The sequence below is a fragment of the Moheibacter stercoris genome (assembly GCF_040545805.1).
Taxonomy (GTDB): domain Bacteria; phylum Bacteroidota; class Bacteroidia; order Flavobacteriales; family Weeksellaceae; genus Moheibacter; species Moheibacter stercoris.
Genome location: NZ_JBEPMO010000004.1, coordinates 15,794 through 33,822, shown reverse-complemented (window position 1 = coordinate 33,822; position 18,029 = coordinate 15,794). Strand labels below are relative to the sequence as shown.

Sequence of the window (18,029 nt, the reverse complement as noted above, 5' to 3'; positions counted from 1 at the left end):
TTTGCTATTTTTGTGCCGATGTCGGAAATCCGTAAAATAAAACGCAAAGATTTGGATTTGGAAAAATATTCCAAGACTCTTTCAGCTTCTTTGAATTATCGTGTTTATGCGGAATATTGGTATTTAGACGTTGTCACAAAAGGCAATTGGGAATGTTTGGTTTATGGTGATTATGAGGTTTTGATGCCGATTCCTTTTCAACGAAAATTCGGGTTCAAATTTGTTCTTCAACCCTTGTGTTGTCAACAATTGGGTGTGTTTTATCCGAAAGAAATTTCGACAGAATTATTCCAAAAATTCGAATCGAAATTGCATCAATACCGTGTTCGTTCTTATCATTTCAATGAAGAAAATGCCGCGAAATTCAATCCGAAAGGAGAATCGAAAATCAATCAATTATTGTTATTGAATCGTCCTTACTCAGAAATTTACAAAGGTTTCAAAAAAGGAAGAAAAAGTGATTTAAGTCTTGCAAAGAAAAATTCGCTTATGCTCAAGAAGGAGTTTTCTTTGAGCGAAATACGAACTCTATTTCAATTGAATGATGATAAATTTATATCAGAAAAAAACATTGAGAAATTAATCAATTTGCTGAAAATCATTCAATCAAATAATAAATTAATTGGTTATTCCATCCAAAATGACCAAAAGGAAACAATTGCCATTTGCCTCTTATTGGACTCAAAATCTAGATTGATCCATTTGTTTTCAATCCGAAATAAATCACATAAGCAATCAGGTGAAATTACGTTTATTTTGAATGAGATTTTCCAAAATCATTGTTTAAGTAGAGAGTATTTTGACTTCGAAGGTTCTAGTTTAGCCGGTGTCAATGAGTTCAACCGTAGTTTTGGAGCCGAAGAGAATTTTTTCAGTATCTATCAAAATATCTAAGGAACACTTAAAAAAATGCTAACTTTACCATTAGAGGGGAATCATAATTTGAACTTCACCACAGAAATTTTTGTTTTCAAAAAAATATTTATAAGCCTATTCTAGATGAAAATAAAGCAATACATCCTTTCATCACAATCAATTGAGCTGGAGTTTCTTGATTTTTTGGAAATTCAATTTGGAGATGTATTTCTCTATTATGAACCCAGCTTGGAAATCACAAAATTACAAGTTGAGGACATAGAATTATGCTTGTTGGGATTTATCATCAATCCGCTCAAACCTATGCTAGGTCATGATGAAATCCTCAGGGATTTAGCAACGAAAACGACAAAAGAAGAATTATTTCGGGAAATAGGGCATTATTCTGGTCGCTTTTTACTTTTGTACAGAAACAACTTGGATTGCATTGTGTTGCATGATATGTTTGGGCAGCGACAACTAAATTATTCTCAAACAAACAACCATTTATTGTTGAGCTCGTCAGTTAAATTAATGGTTGATATTCTGAAGGATAAAGTTGAATTTATTCCAGAATCATCTCTTCTGAAACAAGACAAAGGTTTTCAACGTTTTGATCAATGGTTTTTGGGAGATTTAACTTGGATAAAACAAGTGAAAAAACTCCTACCCAATCATTATTTTGATTTTAAACGAAACTCAGTGCAAAGAATTTCCTTTACCCAACCAAATCGGATGACTGAAAAGGAAGTTTTGGAGTATATAAGGGAAATCTTACAAGGCAATTACAAAGCTGTTTTCAATCGTTATGAAAGAGTTTTCCAAGCTTTGACTGCCGGTTATGATTCAAGAACTTTGTTGGCATTGAGTAATGATTTTTGGAAAGACATTCAGTTTTATACATTTAATAGAGGTGATGCCAATAGTAAAAGAGATACCCATATAGCAAAACATTTATCTCATCAATTTCAATTTCACTATCAAGAAGTTTTGAATCTTCCAAAGAATTCTTCATTTGAGGAAAATTATCGAAGCCAATTTCTCGTTCCTCGAACGACGCCTAAATATTACAATGTCTTGTATTTCTCTCAATTCAACAATCAAAAAACGATTAATATTACAGGAGATGGCGTGCAAATGGTTCGGAATTTAAGAAGTCCAGACCAATTGAAAACGGCTGAAACTTTGTTTGATTCATTGGGGTATACGCATCATCCGTATCATCTAGAAAATTTTAACTCTTGGTTGGAATCTGCTAAGATTTATGCCAAAGAAAATGAAATACGAATTAGTGATTTGTTTACTCATGAAATTGCACAAGGTCAGTTAACGGCAAGATGGGCACATGAATTTGATTTGTCTGGCTGTGAAGAATTCAACCCTTTCAGTCATAAATATATGATTTATGGAAATTTGCAGAATATACCTTATGACCAACGAATTTCTCCAAATTATATATTTCAAAAAAAATTGATCGAGTATTCGGTGGAAAATATGTCGAAAGTGAAATTTAATCCTCCAACATGGAAAGATCAATTGAAAAAATTAATTCCCAAACCTTTTTAAAGTCCTTTGTATGAAAAAATATCTTTTCCTCATTTTGGTTTTCACATTGCAACAATTTCCTTTAGCTTTTGGGCAGAATAAAGATCCTGAGCACTATCAATATCCTTTGGAAGAGTATTATAAACCTTTGGAAGTTCAATTGAATATTGTTTTGTTGTATCGATCAGATGGAAAGGGAAATTATGATTTGAAAGACCCTGAGCAAAAAAAAATAATGGACGATTATTTAGATCAATTGAATTATCTCTATGCGAATTTCATTTTGCCAGATAATTTGGAAGGATGTTATAACAATACCGATTTTTTAAAACACTCCAAAATCCAATTCAAACCTAATGTTTTACAAGTAAAAAACACCTATGCTTGGGATTATATGAATTCTGGAGCTGATCCAGATAATAAGAAATTTGGTGGATTTTCGCCAACAGAAAAATGGTACATCAAATCCTTGGATGATTCTATTTCTTCAGCACCCAATATTCCAAAAGGGATAAATGTTTATTTTACGACAAATGGTCAAAGATTTGACGAAATAGAACGAGCAAAAGGTAAGAATTTCGATTTGACGGGTTCAGCAGCGGCGGAATTTCCAACCGAACGTAATTTAAAAAGAAGTTCACAAGCTCATATTCCCAATCGGTATCTGAAATATTTGTTCCAAAAGTATGAATCACCGCGGGATTACAATACAACTTGGGAGGAAACCAGAAATTGGCACGTAGGAGGAGCCAAAGGATTGGCGCATGAGTTAGGACATAATTTTGGATTGGGTCATGCTAATGAATATCACTCGGCTAATAAATGCAGGTATTCCATGATGTCTCAAAAAGGAGATGATCCAAGAAATTGGTTACAGCCAACAGAAATCAAAAAAATGCATTGGAATTTAACGCGAACTAATTTGATGCAATTTGTAACGCCAGAATCGCATTACGGTGCGAAATGGGATATCAAGGAAAATACAAATTGGAACAAAACACGAAGATTCTACAATAATTTTGAAGTGGCTAAAAATGTTACCTTGACTATATCGGATTCAATTGTATTGCCGCCACAAGCCTATTTAAAATTAAACCGAGGTTCGAAATTAATTTTTGAGGGCAAGGGGAAAATTACAGATCCGTATGGCAAGGAGTTTACGAATTATGAGAAGCATAAATCGGCTGAAATTATTCGATCAAAGAATTAATAACTCGAAAAATATTCTTTTTGTTGATCCGTTAATTCTCGGTTGAATTCAATCTGATCAAATCGTTCTTGGTAGGCTTCTTTTTCTTTGACCACTTTGCAAGGATTCCCAACGGCAATGGAGTTAGAAGGTATGTCTTTGTTGACCACAGATCCTGCACCAATGACGACATTGTCACCAATTTGAACACCAGGTAAAATAACAGAATTAGCCCCAACGAACACATTATTTCCAATTCGTATTGGATTGATTTCATCATGAACCGAATGGTCGTTGTGGTTATGATTGGAAGAAATTATGGCTGTTCCTGCTCCAAATCCCACATTGTGACCAATTTCAAGACCCATGTTGGCTTGGATATATATTCCGATATTATCTCCTGGATCGGACATGATTCCAGTTTTGATTTTTTCTGGACTTGAAACTTTCGATGTAAAATGAACGGGCCAAGGTGTATGCCGATTAATTCCAAATAGTTTTTGCGGAATGACATTGTAAAAGAATAGAGTTCGGTAAGGGATATACCCATATTTTGGTCGCACATATGCTGGAAATGCCCAATTCACAATCCATCCAAAAAGGAAATAATCCAATTTCTTTTTCCAATTAATTTGTTGATACTTTGACATCTTTTCGCAAATAATACAATACTAAACCTAACAAAACCAAATACCCAATGCCAGATAAGATGGAGAAAATCCATACGCAATATAGAAAATCATTTTTCATCACCCCTACGTAAATGGCGAATAAATTTACGGCCAATAAATAAAGGTTGAAAATCAAGGAGAAATGATTTTTATTGATCACCATCACAAGAGAGGCTATTGGGTTCATGGCGCTTCTTGCCAAAATCCAAAACGATAAAGCCAAAACATAAGTTCCTAAGCCAGCCCAACTATCACTAAAAATTCTATTGAGAATGTACATGCCAATCGTATTCATCAAAATAACGAAAACCAAAATCACGGCTACGTTGGTAAGAATCACTTTATAGGTTAATTTTTGTAGGGATTTTTTATCGGAATGATACAAACTTACCGACTTCTGAAAATAAACCCTCGAAATGGAACTGGTTAAGAGTAGGAGAGGAATCGATAAAATTTTGTGAGCCATTCCATACAATCCAATTTCTGAGGTCGCAAAATATGCAATTACGATTATCGGCATAATGTTATTGGCGATCGCATTGATGGAATCAGACGGATACGTAAACTTTACAATATTTTGGTGTTCTTTGATACTCGCTTTTAATTCCTGTATGTTTACTGAGCTAATTTGATTTTTGGAAACACGTAAATTGTAGAAAAAGGAAGCGATCAATCCGATAATCCAACCATAAATCAATCCATTTTCTTCATATCCAAGTAGGTAAAATATACCTTGAAATACAACCGAAACAATAGATGAAATGATAAAAGCCGTGGAGATTTGTTTGAATAATTTGTATTTCGTAAACAAATTATTCTGCGTCAAATTCCATCCAGTCAAAACAGATGCAATTCCAACCAAACCAAGCAATCCATAGGATATATCAAACGAATAAATGTTAAGTAGCTTGAGAATAGCAATCAGAGAGATAAGAATAAACGTCAGGATCAAACTGATGTAAATAATTCCACTAAACAAATTTCGAATTTCCTTACTTCCTCTTTGCAGAATCATGATGTTATCCAGTCGTAAACCAGCCAAAACAGGAAGTATTAAAATATAACTTAGAAATACATTGTAAACACCATAGCTTTCTGGGCCATAATAATTGGCGAGAAAAATCCCACCGATGGTCACAATAATTTTGGAAATGGTGCTACCCGCCAACAAAGAAAGAACTCCTTTGAAGTTTTTGGTTTTGAATTGTTTCGAACTGAAATTAAATGCCTTCAATAGATTTGAGATTCCAAAACAAAACTACTGCTTTAAAATTAGAAAGGAAAGATTAAATATATTAATCAATGGATTTGACAACGGCTTTTTCTGCTTCTTTTCGAGAACCATCAAATCCGTCAATTCCAGAAACCGTTGTGTATTTTAAAATATACTTTTTCCCTGGATTCAATCGTTGATAAATGCTTTGGCAAGCCATGGTTGCTTCGTGAAATCCACATAAAATCAATTTCAACTTTCCAGGATAGGTATTGATGTCTCCCACAGCATAAATTCCATCCACATTGGTCTGATAATCCAATGCATTGTTCACTTTGATGGCATTTTTCTCGATTTCCAATCCCCAATTTGCAATCGGTCCCAATTTAGGAGTCAATCCAAATAAAGGAATTAAATAATCGGTTTCGATGGTTTGTTTTTCACCTTCTTTTTGAAGCGTAATAGCCGTTAAATGTTCATCGCCATGAAGTTCAACAACTTCTGCAGGGGTAATCAAATTGATTTTGCCCATTTTTTTCAATTCCTGCACTTTTTCAACGGAATCCAAAGCACCACGGAATTCATTTCGTCTGTGAACCAAGGTAACTTCTGATGCAACATCTGCCAAGAAGATACTCCAGTCCAATGCAGAATCTCCACCACCTGCAATCACAATGCGTTTGTCACGGAACATTTCTGGATTTCGTACGAAATATTCGATTCCTTTTTCTTCGAATTTCGCTACATCGGTCAATTCAGGTTTTCTTGGTTCGAAACTACCTAAACCACCAGCAATCGCAACGGCTTTTGCATGATGTTTTGTCCCACGATTGGTTGTTACAATAAAACTTCCGTCTTCTTGTTTATCGATGGTTTCGGCAACTTCATTTAAGGTGAAACCCGGTTCGAATTGTTTGATTTGTTCCATTAAATTATCGATCAATTCACCAGCGCCAACAGACGGATATCCAGGAATGTCAAAAATGGGTTTTTTTGGATACAATTCAGCTAATTGTCCACCAGGTTGAGGCAAAGCGTCGATAATATGGCAACGCAATTTCAACAATCCAGCTTCAAAAACCATGAATAATCCTGTTGGTCCCGCTCCGATGATAAGTATGTCTGTTTGAATCATTTGATCAATAATTTAGATGTGAGCAATTTATTCGCTCGAATCGAATGCAAATTTACAACTGAATTGCGGAAATTCCGCTGATTTGTGTCAGTATGAATTAGGCAAGCAATTCTTTGATTCTTCGCATGGCTTCGTTCAATTGTTCTTCTGAAGCCGCATAGGAAATACGCAAACAATTGTCCATTCCAAAAGCTGAACCTGAAACAGTTGAAACATAAGCTTCGTCCAAAATCAACATAGATAAATCATCAGCATTTTGAACCAATTTTCCTTTGTAGGTTTTTCCAAAAGTCGCAGAAACATCAGGGAAAATATAAAAAGCTCCTTCTGGTTCAGGCATTTTGAAAACCTCAATTTCTTCTACCCATTTCATCATCAAAGAACGACGTTTTTCAAACGCATCAATCATGTATTGAATTTCAGATAAATCCGCATCCAAAGCCGTAATAGCAGCTCTTTGTGCAATCGAATTGGCTCCAGATGTAACTTGACTTTGCAAGGTATCACAAGCTTTGGCAATTTTTTCTGGTGCTCCAATGTACCCAATTCTCCATCCGGTCATCGCAAATGCTTTGGACAAACCATTGATGGTTACAGTACGATCGTAAGCTTCAGGGAAACTTGCAATGCTTGTCATTTTTTCGCCATACACAATGTGCTCATAGATTTCGTCAGAGACAATAATCAAATCATGTTTTTGAGCAAATTTGGCAATTTCGTGCAATTCTTCTTTGGAATATACACATCCACTTGGATTATTGGGTGAACTAAAGATCAAAGCTTTTGTTTTCGGACTAATTGCCTTTTCCAACATTTCAACACTAGCTTTGAATTTGGATTCAACCGTCGTTTGAACAAAAACAGGTTTTCCTCCTGAAATTTCGACAATATCTGCATAGGTAACCCAATAAGGAGTTGGAATGATTACTTCATCACCATCACTCAAAATACATTGGAATGTATTGTAAATGGATTGTTTTGCACCGGTTGAAACCACAATTTGCGATGGTTTGTATTCGAAGTTATTATCGCGCTTGAATTTTCGGATAATGGCTTCCTTCAATTCTGGAAATCCAGCTACAGGCGGATAATGAGAATAGTTTTCATCAATGGCTTTTTTAGCCGCTTCTTTAATGAAATCTGGTGTATCAAAATCGGGTTCTCCAATGCTTAAGCTAATGACGTCTTTTCCTTGCGCTTTGTATTCTCTTGCTTTTTGCGTCATCGCAATGGTCGCTGGTGGTTGTAAATTTTCCAATCGATTTGAAAGTTGCATATCTGTTGTTTGTTTGCGAAATAATACGCGAAGATAGATATTTTTGAGATTCTGAAATGGTTGTTTAGGGTGTTGAAATTCATTCTTTGTAGATTTTTTTTGCAATTTCTTAAGACTGAATTCAGCAAGATAGACGTAAATTGCCTAAAAAATTTAGTATGGCAAATATTACATTAAAAGGAAATAGTATTCACACATTGGGAGAATTACCTGCAATTGGATCCAAAGCACCAAATTTTGAGTTGACTGCATCGGATTTATCAACAAAGACTTTGGCAGATTATTCAGGTCAAAAACTTGTTTTAAATATATTCCCAAGTGTTGATACTGGAGTTTGTGCGCAATCTGTGCGTACGTTCAATGAGCAAGCATCTGGTTTGGACAATACAAAAGTTTTATGTATTTCTAGAGATTTACCTTTTGCTTTGAATCGTTTTTGTGCAGCAGAAGGATTGGATAATGTGGTCTCCTTATCGGAATTTAAAGATGATAATTTTTCGAAATCCTATCAGGTGAAAATTACTGATGGTCCTTTGGAAGGATTGATGAGTAGAGCAGTGGTTGTAGTAAATGAAGAAGGAAATGTGGTGTATACCGAACAAGTTCCTGAAATTGGGCAAGAGCCTAATTATGATGCTGCATTAGCTGCATTAAAATAAGCATTTAGTAAATTGAATAAAAAAATCCCTGTCCAAAGACGGGGATTTTTTTTTGACTAATTCCAATAAAAAAAGGAGAGTTATAAAAACTCTCCTTCTTTATGATAAAAAATTGCATTAATATCTTTCTAGAACTACAACACGACGGTTGCATGCTCTACCTTCCGGTGTTTCGTTAGTACATTTTGGATATTGTTCACCAAATGCACGAACTTCTAAACGGTTAGCATCAACTCCTTCTTTTACCAAGGCATCTTTCACTGCTTGCGCACGTTTTCTTGATAAATTCAAGTTGTAGGCTTCCGAACCATCGCTATCTGCGAATCCGTCCACAAAATAGTTTCCAGATTGAGATTGAATAATTGCTGCAGCTTCTTTTACCTTTTCAGTTGAATCACCTGTTAAAACTGAACTGTCAAATTCAAATAATACATCATTGAATGAAATTTCTTTGATGACTTCAATTGGCTCAATTGGTTCAATAGGATCAACAGGTTTTTCTTTCATTTTCTTACATCCTTCTTCACAGTAGTATTCATCTGTTTCTTCTCCATTTGGACAAGCTTCTTCAGGACATTTGTCTAAATGATCTGGGATTTTATCTCCATCGGTATCAGGGCAACCGTTGAATTCTGCTAGACCCCAAGTATCTGGACATTCGTCTTCTTCATCGACGATTCCGTCTTTATCACGGTCATTTTTACCAAATCGAAACGCTAAACCAGCTTTTGCTTGGAAGAAATCGATGTAATCTGATTTAATCGCAGGTACAGCAACATATTGAGCTTCTAAATTGATCCCGATTTTAGGCCAAATCCAAAAGTTCATCCCCAATCCACCAGAAATAGCGAAATGATCATTTTGTGCAACAGCTCCGTTTTCCAAAGCGTCACCCCAAACATCAATAACACCACTTACAGGAACTTGATTTCCAGAACCATCATCTCCATAAACCACTGGATTAAATTCTAATCCACGGTATGGCATACGGTGATAATTTGCTCCTAAACGTAAATAAGGGTCAAACCAAGAGGTTTCTTTTAAGATATATCCATTGGCAAAACGGTAACGTAAACCTAGACCCACCAATACCATATACTCGTTGTCAATCATCAATCTCTTGTTGTCAATTTCGCCAACAGAAGCTTGTAAATCAACTGCGAAAGAACGATTCAAGGTTCTGGCAACAGAGATTTGAGATAGTGGTGGTACAAATGACCAATTATCACCATCTGTTAAACCTTCTCCAAATCCTCTAACACTTGGATGGTTAACTGCATGAACTCCACCACTGATATACCATTTCTTTAACATATTCTGTGCGAACATGCTAGAAGAACATAGTAATAGCATAAGAGTAAATAAAATAGAAAGTTTTTTCATAAATATTTATTAGAAAATTTTTGGACACACTAATATATAAACATTTTTAATAATTTCTTAAAATTATTAACATTTATATCCTTTATTGGAAGGATTTCGAAACTTTCTCAGCTTTTTTGGACTCCGAATAATCGTAAAACCCTTCTCCAGATTTAACGCCCAATTTTCCAGCCATCACCATATTGACCAATAATGGACATGGTGCATATTTCGGATTTTTGAAGCCGTCGTACATTACATTCAAGATAGACAAACAAACATCCAATCCGATGAAATCTGCTAATTGCAAAGGTCCCATTGGGTGAGCCATTCCTAATTTCATGACCGTATCAATTTCTTGAACGCCTGCTACACCGTTGTACAATGTTTCGATAGATTCATTGATCATTGGCATTAAAATACGGTTGGCAACAAATCCAGGATAATCATTTACTTCCACTGGAACTTTTCCTAAAGTCACTGATAAATCCATGATTGTTTTGGTCACTTCGTCAGAAGTATTGTATCCTCTAATGATTTCAACCAATTTCATAATCGGAACAGGATTCATAAAGTGCATTCCAATTACTTTATCGGCACGATTGGTTACCGCTGCAATTTGTGTAATGGAAATGGAAGATGTATTCGTAGCAAGAATGACATTTTCTGCTGTGATTTCCGATAGTTGTTGGAAGATTTTTAATTTCAAATCCACATTTTCAGTAGCAGCTTCTACTACCAAATCTACATTTTTCACTCCTTCTTCAGTTGAAGTGAAGGTTTTGATATTGGATAAAGTGGCATTTTTATCGGATTCTGAAATGGTTTCTTTTGCAACCATACGATCCAAATTGGTGGTAATGGTCGCCATTCCTTTTTCCAAGGATTTTTCTGATATATCGATAAGATTTACTTGAAATCCTTTCTGAGCAAAAGTATGGGCGATTCCATTTCCCATTGTACCAGCTCCTATAACAGCTATATTTTTCATTTTTTGTATGTTTTATTTATTGAATGAATCTATAATTTGGTAGGCAATTCGAAGTGCATTGGTTCCATCTTCCAAGGTAACCAAAGGAATTGTATCATTGTTGATGGCGTCTGCAAAACTTTCCAATTCATCTAAAATGGCATTGTTTTGTTTTACATCTGGATTGTCAAAATAGATTTGTTTTTTGACACCCTCAGCATTTTGCAAGACCATGTCCCATTCACCAGGAACTTCTGGTGCATCTTTCATTTTCACTACTTCACAATTCTTTTCCAAATAATCGACTGAGATATAAGCGTCCTTTTGGAAGAAGCGAGATTTGCGCATATTTTTCAATGAAATACGACTTGAGGTAATATTGGCAACACATCCATTTTCAAAAACCAATCTAGCATTGGCGATATCGGGAGATTCACTGATGACTGCTACACCGCTTGAATGAATTTCTTTCACTTCTGATTGCACAACACTTAAAATAGCATCGATATCATGAATCATCAAATCCAAAACGACTGGAACATCTGTTCCTCTTGGATTGAATTCGGCCAATCGATGGGTTTCAATGAACATAGGGTTCTGAATGATATTCTTTACAGCTTTAAATGCTGGATTGAATCGTTCTACATGTCCTACTTGTCCTTTTACATTGTGTTTTTTTGCTAATGCAATAATTTCTTCAGCTTCTTGAACTGAATTCGCAATGGGTTTTTCAAGAAATATATGTTTTCCAGCAATAATGGCTTTTTTAGCACATTCATAATGAGAAAGAGTAGGCGTCACAATATCAACGACATCTACTGCTTCAATCAATTCTTCAATGGTCGCAAATGCTTTGTAGCCGAAATCTTTTTCTACTTTTTCAGCATTTTCCTGATTGGGATCATAAAATCCGACTAAATCTAATTTTTCTGATTGGTTGGCTAATTTCAAATGGATTTTCCCCAAATGTCCAGCTCCTAAAACACCAATTTTTAACATGGGTCTATTTTTGAGCCTAAAAATACAGAGAATACCTATAATTTTTCCCAATTTTGTAGAAAAATGTAGGGGTGATAGACGATTTTAAACACAAAGGGAAAAGAGAACAGTTAGTCAGGTTATTAAGGGAAAAAGGAATTGAGGATGAAAATGTTTTGCAAGCCATCAATAGGGTTCCTCGTCACTTGTTTATTGACAGTGCATTTGAGGAATTTGCTTATCAGGATAATGCGTTTCCAATTGCAGCAGGTCAAACGATTTCTCATCCTTATACGGTAGCAAAACAAACTTCTTTATTGCATGTACTAAAAGGCGATAAAGTTTTGGAGATTGGAACCGGTAGTGGTTATCAAGCTGCCGTATTGGTTGAAATGGGTGCGGAAGTTTATACCATTGAAAGACAAAAAGAATTATTTGATTTTTCTCAACGTATCTTTCGTAAAATTCAAATTCGACCTAAATATGCAACCTATGGAGACGGATACAAAGGTTTGCCATCATTTGCGCCATTTGATCGAATTATTGTAACGGCAGGTTCGGCAACTATTCCGAAAACACTTTTAACGCAATTAAAAATTGGAGGGATTATGGTGATTCCATTGGGAACAACTAATCAGATGATGACTACTTTTTTGCGTGTGAGTGAACGAGATTTTGAACGCATGGAATTTGGAGATTGTCAATTTGTTCCAATGTTGGAGCGCACAGAAAAAGAGGTAAAGAGATAGTAAGATATTTTTTAAAGTTAAAAAGGGATAGATCAAGCGATTTATCCCTTTTTTATTTCTCTTTATTTGAAACTAATTATAAATAGAAAAGCCGCTCAATGAGCGGCTTTTCTGGTAAATATTTGAATATGAAATTATTGTTTCACAATTTCAATTCTTCTGTTTTGAGCTCTTCCGTCAACAGTTTTGTTGTCGAATTTAGGTTGAGACTCTCCGTATCCAACAGCTTTCAATCTTTCAGCTGGAACACCTTTACCTACTAAGTAGTCTAATACAGTTTGTGCACGTCTTTGAGACAATGACATATTGTTTGCATCGCTACCTACGTCATCAGTGTGACCTTGGATTTCATAGTTACCTTCAGTTGCTTTCAAGTACTGAGCGATAACGTCTAAGCTTTGTTTAGAAGCATCAACCAAAGTATGAGTTCCAGTTTGGAAATAGATCATCTTAGCTAAGTCAGTGATTTGTACGTTAGCACAGTCACCAGTAACTTCGATTGCAGCTGGTTGGAAGTTTGCATCAGCAAATTTCAACTCAACACGTCTGTTTCTAGCTCTACCTTCGTCAGTATCGTTTGTAGTGATAGGTAAAGATTCACCGAATCCTACAGATTTCAAGATTGAAGCAGGAACACCTTTAGAAACTAAGTAAGCCTCAACAGATGCAGAACGTCTCTTAGAAAGATCCATGTTGTATTTATCAGAACCTTTAGAGTCAGTGTGACCTTCAACTAACCAACGAGCATTTTTAATTTTGTCAGAAGTTAAGATTGGAGCGATAGCATCCAAAGTAGTCATTGAAGTTGCAGTTAATTTGTCAGAGTTGTACTCGAACAATACGTTTTTCAATGCATCTTTGATAGCTTGGATATCAGTACAGTTGTCAGCGATTTCTGGACATCCGTTGTTTTCAACAGTTCCGAATTCGTTAGGACACTGATCTTTTCCATCACATACACCATCTCCGTCAGAGTCTGGACATCCGTTACATCCTTCGATAGAAGAAGCAACACCTGGAGTGTCAGGACAATCATCATCAGCATCTAAGATACCGTCTCCGTCTCTATCTAAGATAGGACATCCGTTGTTTTCAGCTGGACCAGCTTCTTCTGGACAAGCGTCATTGTTATCACAAATTCCGTCTCCGTCAGTATCAGGACATCCGTTACATCCAGGGATGTCAGATGGGATACCAGGAGTATCAGGACAGTCGTCTACGTCATCTTCAATTCCGTCACCATCTCTATCTTTGTTTCCAAAACGGAACGTAACACCAACTGTATGTTGGAAGAAATCGAAATAGTCAGATTTTGAAGAAGGAATCCAGTTGTAGTCAGAAGCAATGTTCAAACCGAAGTTTTTAGTAAACCAGAAATTGATACCAGCACCTCCAGAAACTCCGAAATGGTCTTTTCCTAATTTAGCTTCTCCGTACAATTGGTCAACGATTTCTCCAGTTTGATCTCCTTCGTGGTTACCATATACTGGGTATCCAGCTGGTAAAGTATCACCATTAGGGTTCAAACCTGTGAAGTCGTAACGGTTGTAGTTAGCACCGATACGTAAGTATGGGTCAAACCAAGAGTTACCTCCTAAGATTTTGAAACGCAAACCTAAACCTGCGTTAATAAATAATTCGTCAGAAATACGTAATCTGTCGTTGTCAACTTCACCAACAGACGCAGTTAAATCAACATCAAAGAAACGGTTTAAGTTTCTGATGATTGATAATTTAGATAAAGGTGGAACGATGCTGTAGTTGTTGTAATTGAAGAACTCATTACCAACACCACGAACTGACGTATAGTCAACTGCATGCATACCCACTGTCACAGCCCAAGGATCTCTTTTGTTTTGGGCGTTCAAAACAGTACTGCTTAAAATCAGTACCATTAGAGCGGTTAATAATAGATTAAACTTTTTCATTATCAAATATTTAGTGTTTTAATTTTTTATGTTTATAACACAATCCAAATGCAAATTTAAGAATACTTTATGATTCTATCCAAATCTCTTTTTAAATCTTTTCCTTTAATCGTTTCTCTTTTGTCAAATAATTTCTTCCCTTTGGCTAAATATATTTTGACTTTTGCGAGCCCTTTTTGGTTGATATACAGGTTTGTAGCTATAATTGTATTGCCCGTTTCTTTGGTTTTGCGTTCCAATTTTTTGAGCTCATTTTTTTTTAATAACAATTTTCGGTCCCTTCTTGTTTTGTGATTAAAATAAGTTCCCCAATCATATTCATCAATAAACATATTAATGATATAGAGTTCTCCCTCTTTGAATTGACAAAAACTTTCCGTTATGCTCGCCTTTCCCATTCTGATGGATTTGATTTCGGTTCCAAATAACTGAATTCCCGCTTCATAACTATCCATTAATTCATATTCAAATCGAGCGCGCTTGTTTTTTATGTTGATTTCTCCTTTCTGCATAAATACATTAAAAATTCGTACCTTTGCACCGTTTTTAAATCAATTAAATACAATTCAATAATGTTAACAGTATCTAATCTATCGTTGCAATTCGGAAAACGAGTTTTATTCGACGAAGTTAATATAAAATTTACAAACGGCAATTGTTATGGTATCATTGGTGCCAACGGAGCCGGAAAATCGACTTTTTTAAAGATTTTATCCGGTGAAATTGATCCGACCTCTGGACATGTTTCTTTGGAAAAAGGAAAAAGAATGTCTTTCTTGGAACAAAATCACTTTAAATATGATGAATATACAGTGCTTGATACCGTTTTACGTGGAAATCAGGTGTTATACGATATCAAAGAAAAAATGGATGCCTTATATGCGAAACCAGATTTCTCGGAAGAAGATGGGATCAAAGCTGGTGAACTTGGTGTAATTTATGAAGAAATGGGTGGATGGAATGCAGAATCTGACGCTTCAACTTTGTTGTCTAATGTTGGGATCGAATCCGATATGCATTATACGCTCATGGGTGATTTGGATAACAAAGCAAAAGTGAGAATTTTGTTAGCACAAGCTTTGTTTGGAAATCCAGACGTTTTGGTATTGGATGAGCCTACCAACGAATTGGACGTTTATACCATTTCTTGGTTGGAAGATTTCTTGGCTGATTATGAAAATACGGTTATCGTTGTATCGCACGACCGTCACTTCTTGGATGCAGTTTGTACACATATTTGTGATTTGGATTTTGGAAAGATTAACCAATATTCAGGTAACTATACATTCTGGTATCAATCTTCTCAATTAGCGGCAAAACAAAGAGCTCAACAAAACAAGAAGGCCGAAGAAAAGAAAAAGGAATTGCAAGAGTTCATCGCTCGATTCTCTTCCAACGTTGCAAAAGCGAAACAAGCAACAGCTCGTAAGAAGATGATCGATAAATTGAACATTGAAGAAATCAAACCTTCTTCTCGTCGTTATCCGGCAATTATTTGGGAGCAATCTCGTGAAGCTGGAGATCAAATTTTGGAAGTTAACAATTTGTCTGCATCGGTTGATGGAGAAGTTTTGTTCAAAGATTTGAATTTAAACTTGAAAAAAGGGGACAAGATTGGTGTTTTCTCTAAAAATTCCAAAGCGGTAACCCAATTCTTTGAAATTCTTTCTGGCAATGCACAACCAGACACAGGTGAATACAATTGGGGAATTACAACTACCCAAGCATATTTACCATTGGACAATACCAACTTCTTCAAAGAAGACATCAACTTGGTAGATTGGTTACGCCAATATACAGATTCAGACGAGGAACGTCATGAAGAATATATGCGTGGATTCCTTGGGAAAATGTTATTCTCGGGAGAAGAAGCATTGAAAAAATCTTCGGTTTTATCAGGAGGTGAAAAAATGCGTTGTATGTTTTCTCGTATGATGTTACTTCGCGCCAATGTGTTATTGATGGACGAACCAACAGGTCACTTAGATTTGGAATCGATCACAGCTTTGAACAACTCTTTGCAAAATTTCAAAGGAACTTTGTTGATGGCGTCTCATGACCACGAATTGATTCAAACCGTTTGTAACCGTATCATTGAGTTGACTCCTAATGGAATTATTGATCGTTATATGACCTATGATGAATTCTTGGAAGACAAAAAAGTAAAAGAATTAAAAGCAGAAATGTATTCTTAATTTCTGATGAATTGAAAATAGAAGGCGCCGTTGAGCGCCTTTTTTTGTACCTTGAAAATTCAAATGAATGTATGAGTCGATTTTTAGTTCTTATTTTTTGTGGGATTTTGATTTTGGGTTGCACTTCGAAATCGGAAGTAGAAGTTCCGAAAGAAGATAAGTCTTTGATCACAAACGAAAATTTAAAGATGGAATTTGATTTATTAATAGGTGTATATTTGAAAAAGTATCCCAATTCAAATGAAATTCGGTTAAACATTCTTGTTACCAAGAATCAGGTATATGCATCATTTTTTGAATCGATGAAAGATTGCCCCAAATTTCCAGAAGTGAAATATTTCTATAGTTGGGAAAAAATAAAAGATTATTATGTTTATGTGGAAATTGACGGAAGAAGTAAAAGTCCAGAACGATTTTTTGATATGGAACTATTTCAAAAATATGTTGAGACAGAACCTATTTTGAATCTTTGTCATCCGTATGGATTTTGGTCAAGGTATCAAATGAATGAGAAAGGTGAAATTGTATCGAAGAAAAATACAGAAATTATAGAAGGAAGGCCTGCGGAAGATTTATTTGTTGAGGAAGATGATGAATTTCGTATGGAAATAATTGAAGAAGAATTATCAGAATGGTGAGAATTTACATAATAGTATTTGTCTTCTTTTTTCTAACCAATTGTCAAGAAGGAAAGAAAACTGAAAGTGAAGTTATTCCATACAATCGAATCCTTTCCAAAGAAATTCGTGAAACTTTACCGCATTTAATCGAATTGAGAAATTCCACAATTGAAGACAGAAGCTCCTTTCAAAATGGTGATTTATTTTCCAATTTTTTGGTCACCGAAAACCATATTTATTTGCATACAACTATGATGGATTGCGTAAATCGGTCATTTTATGAATTTACAGAAAAAATTGAAGAAGAAAATTTTACCATTTGGGTTGATGCTGAAAGTGTTCAACCCGAACGTTTTTTTGATTTAAAGAATTTGAAATTGGTCGAAAGAAGTGATGAATATATGATATGCAAGGATTGGTATTGGCTAAAAGCAAAATACAAGAGGATAGGAACTGAATTAAAGCTGGAAAAAATTTCAACTATTTTGGATAATAATTATTCGGCTACCTCTTTTTATGATAAACAGGACTCTGCTTTTCTTCATAAAGTTGAAGTTTTGATGGTAGAACCTGAACCCGAGCCCACTTTACCCAATGAAAATATGAAATGACAACAGGGTGATTATCCCCTGAGATAAAAGTTGAAATCACTTGATCCAAAAGGGTTTAAATACGCATGATAGG

At 35.4% G+C, this 18,029-nt stretch carries 17 protein-coding genes; 8 read left to right on the top strand and 9 right to left on the bottom strand.

Annotation, left to right across the window (positions count from 1 at the left end; translation table 11 throughout):
- Nucleotides 1-18: 18 nt before the first annotated feature.
- The 3 genes from ABID46_RS04600 to ABID46_RS04590 all read left to right on the top strand — a co-directional run bounded on the left by ABID46_RS04600 (nucleotide 19) and on the right by ABID46_RS04590 (nucleotide 3,610).
- Nucleotides 19-894: a hypothetical protein gene (locus ABID46_RS04600; protein WP_354507542.1), complete on the top strand. Its 876-nt coding sequence runs from the start codon at nucleotides 19-21 to the stop codon at nucleotides 892-894.
- 105 nt (nucleotides 895-999) lie between these two features.
- Nucleotides 1,000-2,421 (top strand): hypothetical protein, encoded by a 1,422-nt coding sequence (locus ABID46_RS04595; protein WP_354507540.1) that lies wholly within the window; start codon nucleotides 1,000-1,002, stop codon nucleotides 2,419-2,421.
- A 10-nt stretch (nucleotides 2,422-2,431) separates the two neighbouring features.
- Nucleotides 2,432-3,610, top strand: a complete 1,179-nt coding sequence (locus tag ABID46_RS04590; RefSeq protein WP_354507538.1) for a hypothetical protein — start codon at nucleotides 2,432-2,434, stop codon at nucleotides 3,608-3,610.
- Here ABID46_RS04590 and ABID46_RS04585 read toward each other — a convergent pair.
- The 4 genes from ABID46_RS04585 to ABID46_RS04570 form a co-directional block, all read right to left on the bottom strand.
- Nucleotides 3,607-4,239, bottom strand: a complete 633-nt coding sequence (locus tag ABID46_RS04585; RefSeq protein WP_354507536.1) for an acyltransferase — start codon at nucleotides 4,237-4,239, stop codon at nucleotides 3,607-3,609. The genes ABID46_RS04590 and ABID46_RS04585 overlap by 4 nt on opposite strands.
- Entirely contained in the window at nucleotides 4,217-5,494 is a 1,278-nt protein-coding gene (locus tag ABID46_RS04580; RefSeq protein ID WP_354507534.1) for a lipopolysaccharide biosynthesis protein, read from the bottom strand. Before ABID46_RS04580 ends, ABID46_RS04585 begins: the two co-directional genes overlap by 23 nt.
- Before the next feature lie 61 nt (nucleotides 5,495-5,555).
- Entirely contained in the window at nucleotides 5,556-6,608 is a 1,053-nt protein-coding gene (locus ABID46_RS04575; protein ID WP_354507532.1) for an NAD(P)/FAD-dependent oxidoreductase, read from the bottom strand.
- A gap of 97 nt (nucleotides 6,609-6,705) precedes the next feature.
- Complete coding sequence (locus tag ABID46_RS04570; RefSeq protein WP_354507530.1) at nucleotides 6,706-7,884, bottom strand: pyridoxal phosphate-dependent aminotransferase; 1,179 nt, start codon at nucleotides 7,882-7,884, stop codon at nucleotides 6,706-6,708.
- Nucleotides 7,885-8,042: 158 nt separating this feature from the next.
- Here ABID46_RS04570 and tpx point away from each other — a divergent pair, with 158 nt between their 5' ends.
- Nucleotides 8,043-8,543 (top strand): thiol peroxidase, encoded by a 501-nt coding sequence (tpx, locus tag ABID46_RS04565; protein WP_354507528.1) that lies wholly within the window; start codon nucleotides 8,043-8,045, stop codon nucleotides 8,541-8,543.
- Between the two features lie 117 nt (nucleotides 8,544-8,660).
- On the opposite strand, the gene ABID46_RS04560 is transcribed toward tpx, so the two are convergent.
- The 3 genes from ABID46_RS04560 to ABID46_RS04550 form a co-directional block, all read right to left on the bottom strand.
- Nucleotides 8,661-9,896 (bottom strand): OmpA family protein, encoded by a 1,236-nt coding sequence (locus ABID46_RS04560; protein ID WP_354507918.1) that lies wholly within the window; start codon nucleotides 9,894-9,896, stop codon nucleotides 8,661-8,663.
- A 112-nt stretch (nucleotides 9,897-10,008) separates the two neighbouring features.
- Entirely contained in the window at nucleotides 10,009-10,896 is an 888-nt protein-coding gene (locus tag ABID46_RS04555; protein ID WP_354507526.1) for a 3-hydroxybutyryl-CoA dehydrogenase, read from the bottom strand.
- A 12-nt stretch (nucleotides 10,897-10,908) separates the two neighbouring features.
- Nucleotides 10,909-11,874 (bottom strand): Gfo/Idh/MocA family protein, encoded by a 966-nt coding sequence (locus tag ABID46_RS04550; protein WP_354507524.1) that lies wholly within the window; start codon nucleotides 11,872-11,874, stop codon nucleotides 10,909-10,911.
- A 71-nt stretch (nucleotides 11,875-11,945) separates the two neighbouring features.
- Between ABID46_RS04550 and ABID46_RS04545 the strand changes: the two genes are divergently transcribed.
- Nucleotides 11,946-12,602, top strand: a complete 657-nt coding sequence (locus ABID46_RS04545) for a protein-L-isoaspartate(D-aspartate) O-methyltransferase (protein WP_354507522.1) — start codon at nucleotides 11,946-11,948, stop codon at nucleotides 12,600-12,602.
- A gap of 134 nt (nucleotides 12,603-12,736) precedes the next feature.
- On the opposite strand, the gene ABID46_RS04540 is transcribed toward ABID46_RS04545, so the two are convergent.
- Nucleotides 12,737-14,530 carry an OmpA family protein gene (locus tag ABID46_RS04540; protein ID WP_354507521.1) on the bottom strand — a complete coding sequence of 598 codons (1,794 nt, stop codon included), beginning with the start codon at nucleotides 14,528-14,530 and terminating at the stop codon, nucleotides 12,737-12,739.
- A gap of 56 nt (nucleotides 14,531-14,586) precedes the next feature.
- Complete coding sequence (smpB, locus tag ABID46_RS04535) at nucleotides 14,587-15,042, bottom strand: SsrA-binding protein SmpB (protein ID WP_354507519.1); 456 nt, start codon at nucleotides 15,040-15,042, stop codon at nucleotides 14,587-14,589.
- Nucleotides 15,043-15,102: 60 nt separating this feature from the next.
- Between smpB and ABID46_RS04530 the strand changes: the two genes are divergently transcribed.
- From ABID46_RS04530 to ABID46_RS04520, 3 genes are all read left to right on the top strand, one after another.
- Entirely contained in the window at nucleotides 15,103-16,725 is a 1,623-nt protein-coding gene (locus ABID46_RS04530) for an ABC-F family ATP-binding cassette domain-containing protein (protein WP_354507517.1), read from the top strand.
- A gap of 71 nt (nucleotides 16,726-16,796) precedes the next feature.
- Nucleotides 16,797-17,363: a hypothetical protein gene (locus tag ABID46_RS04525; RefSeq protein ID WP_354507515.1), complete on the top strand. Its 567-nt coding sequence runs from the start codon at nucleotides 16,797-16,799 to the stop codon at nucleotides 17,361-17,363.
- Nucleotides 17,357-17,956 (top strand): hypothetical protein, encoded by a 600-nt coding sequence (locus ABID46_RS04520; RefSeq protein ID WP_354507513.1) that lies wholly within the window; start codon nucleotides 17,357-17,359, stop codon nucleotides 17,954-17,956. The genes ABID46_RS04525 and ABID46_RS04520 overlap by 7 nt, the downstream gene beginning before the upstream one ends.
- The last annotated feature ends 73 nt before the right edge of the window (nucleotides 17,957-18,029 follow it).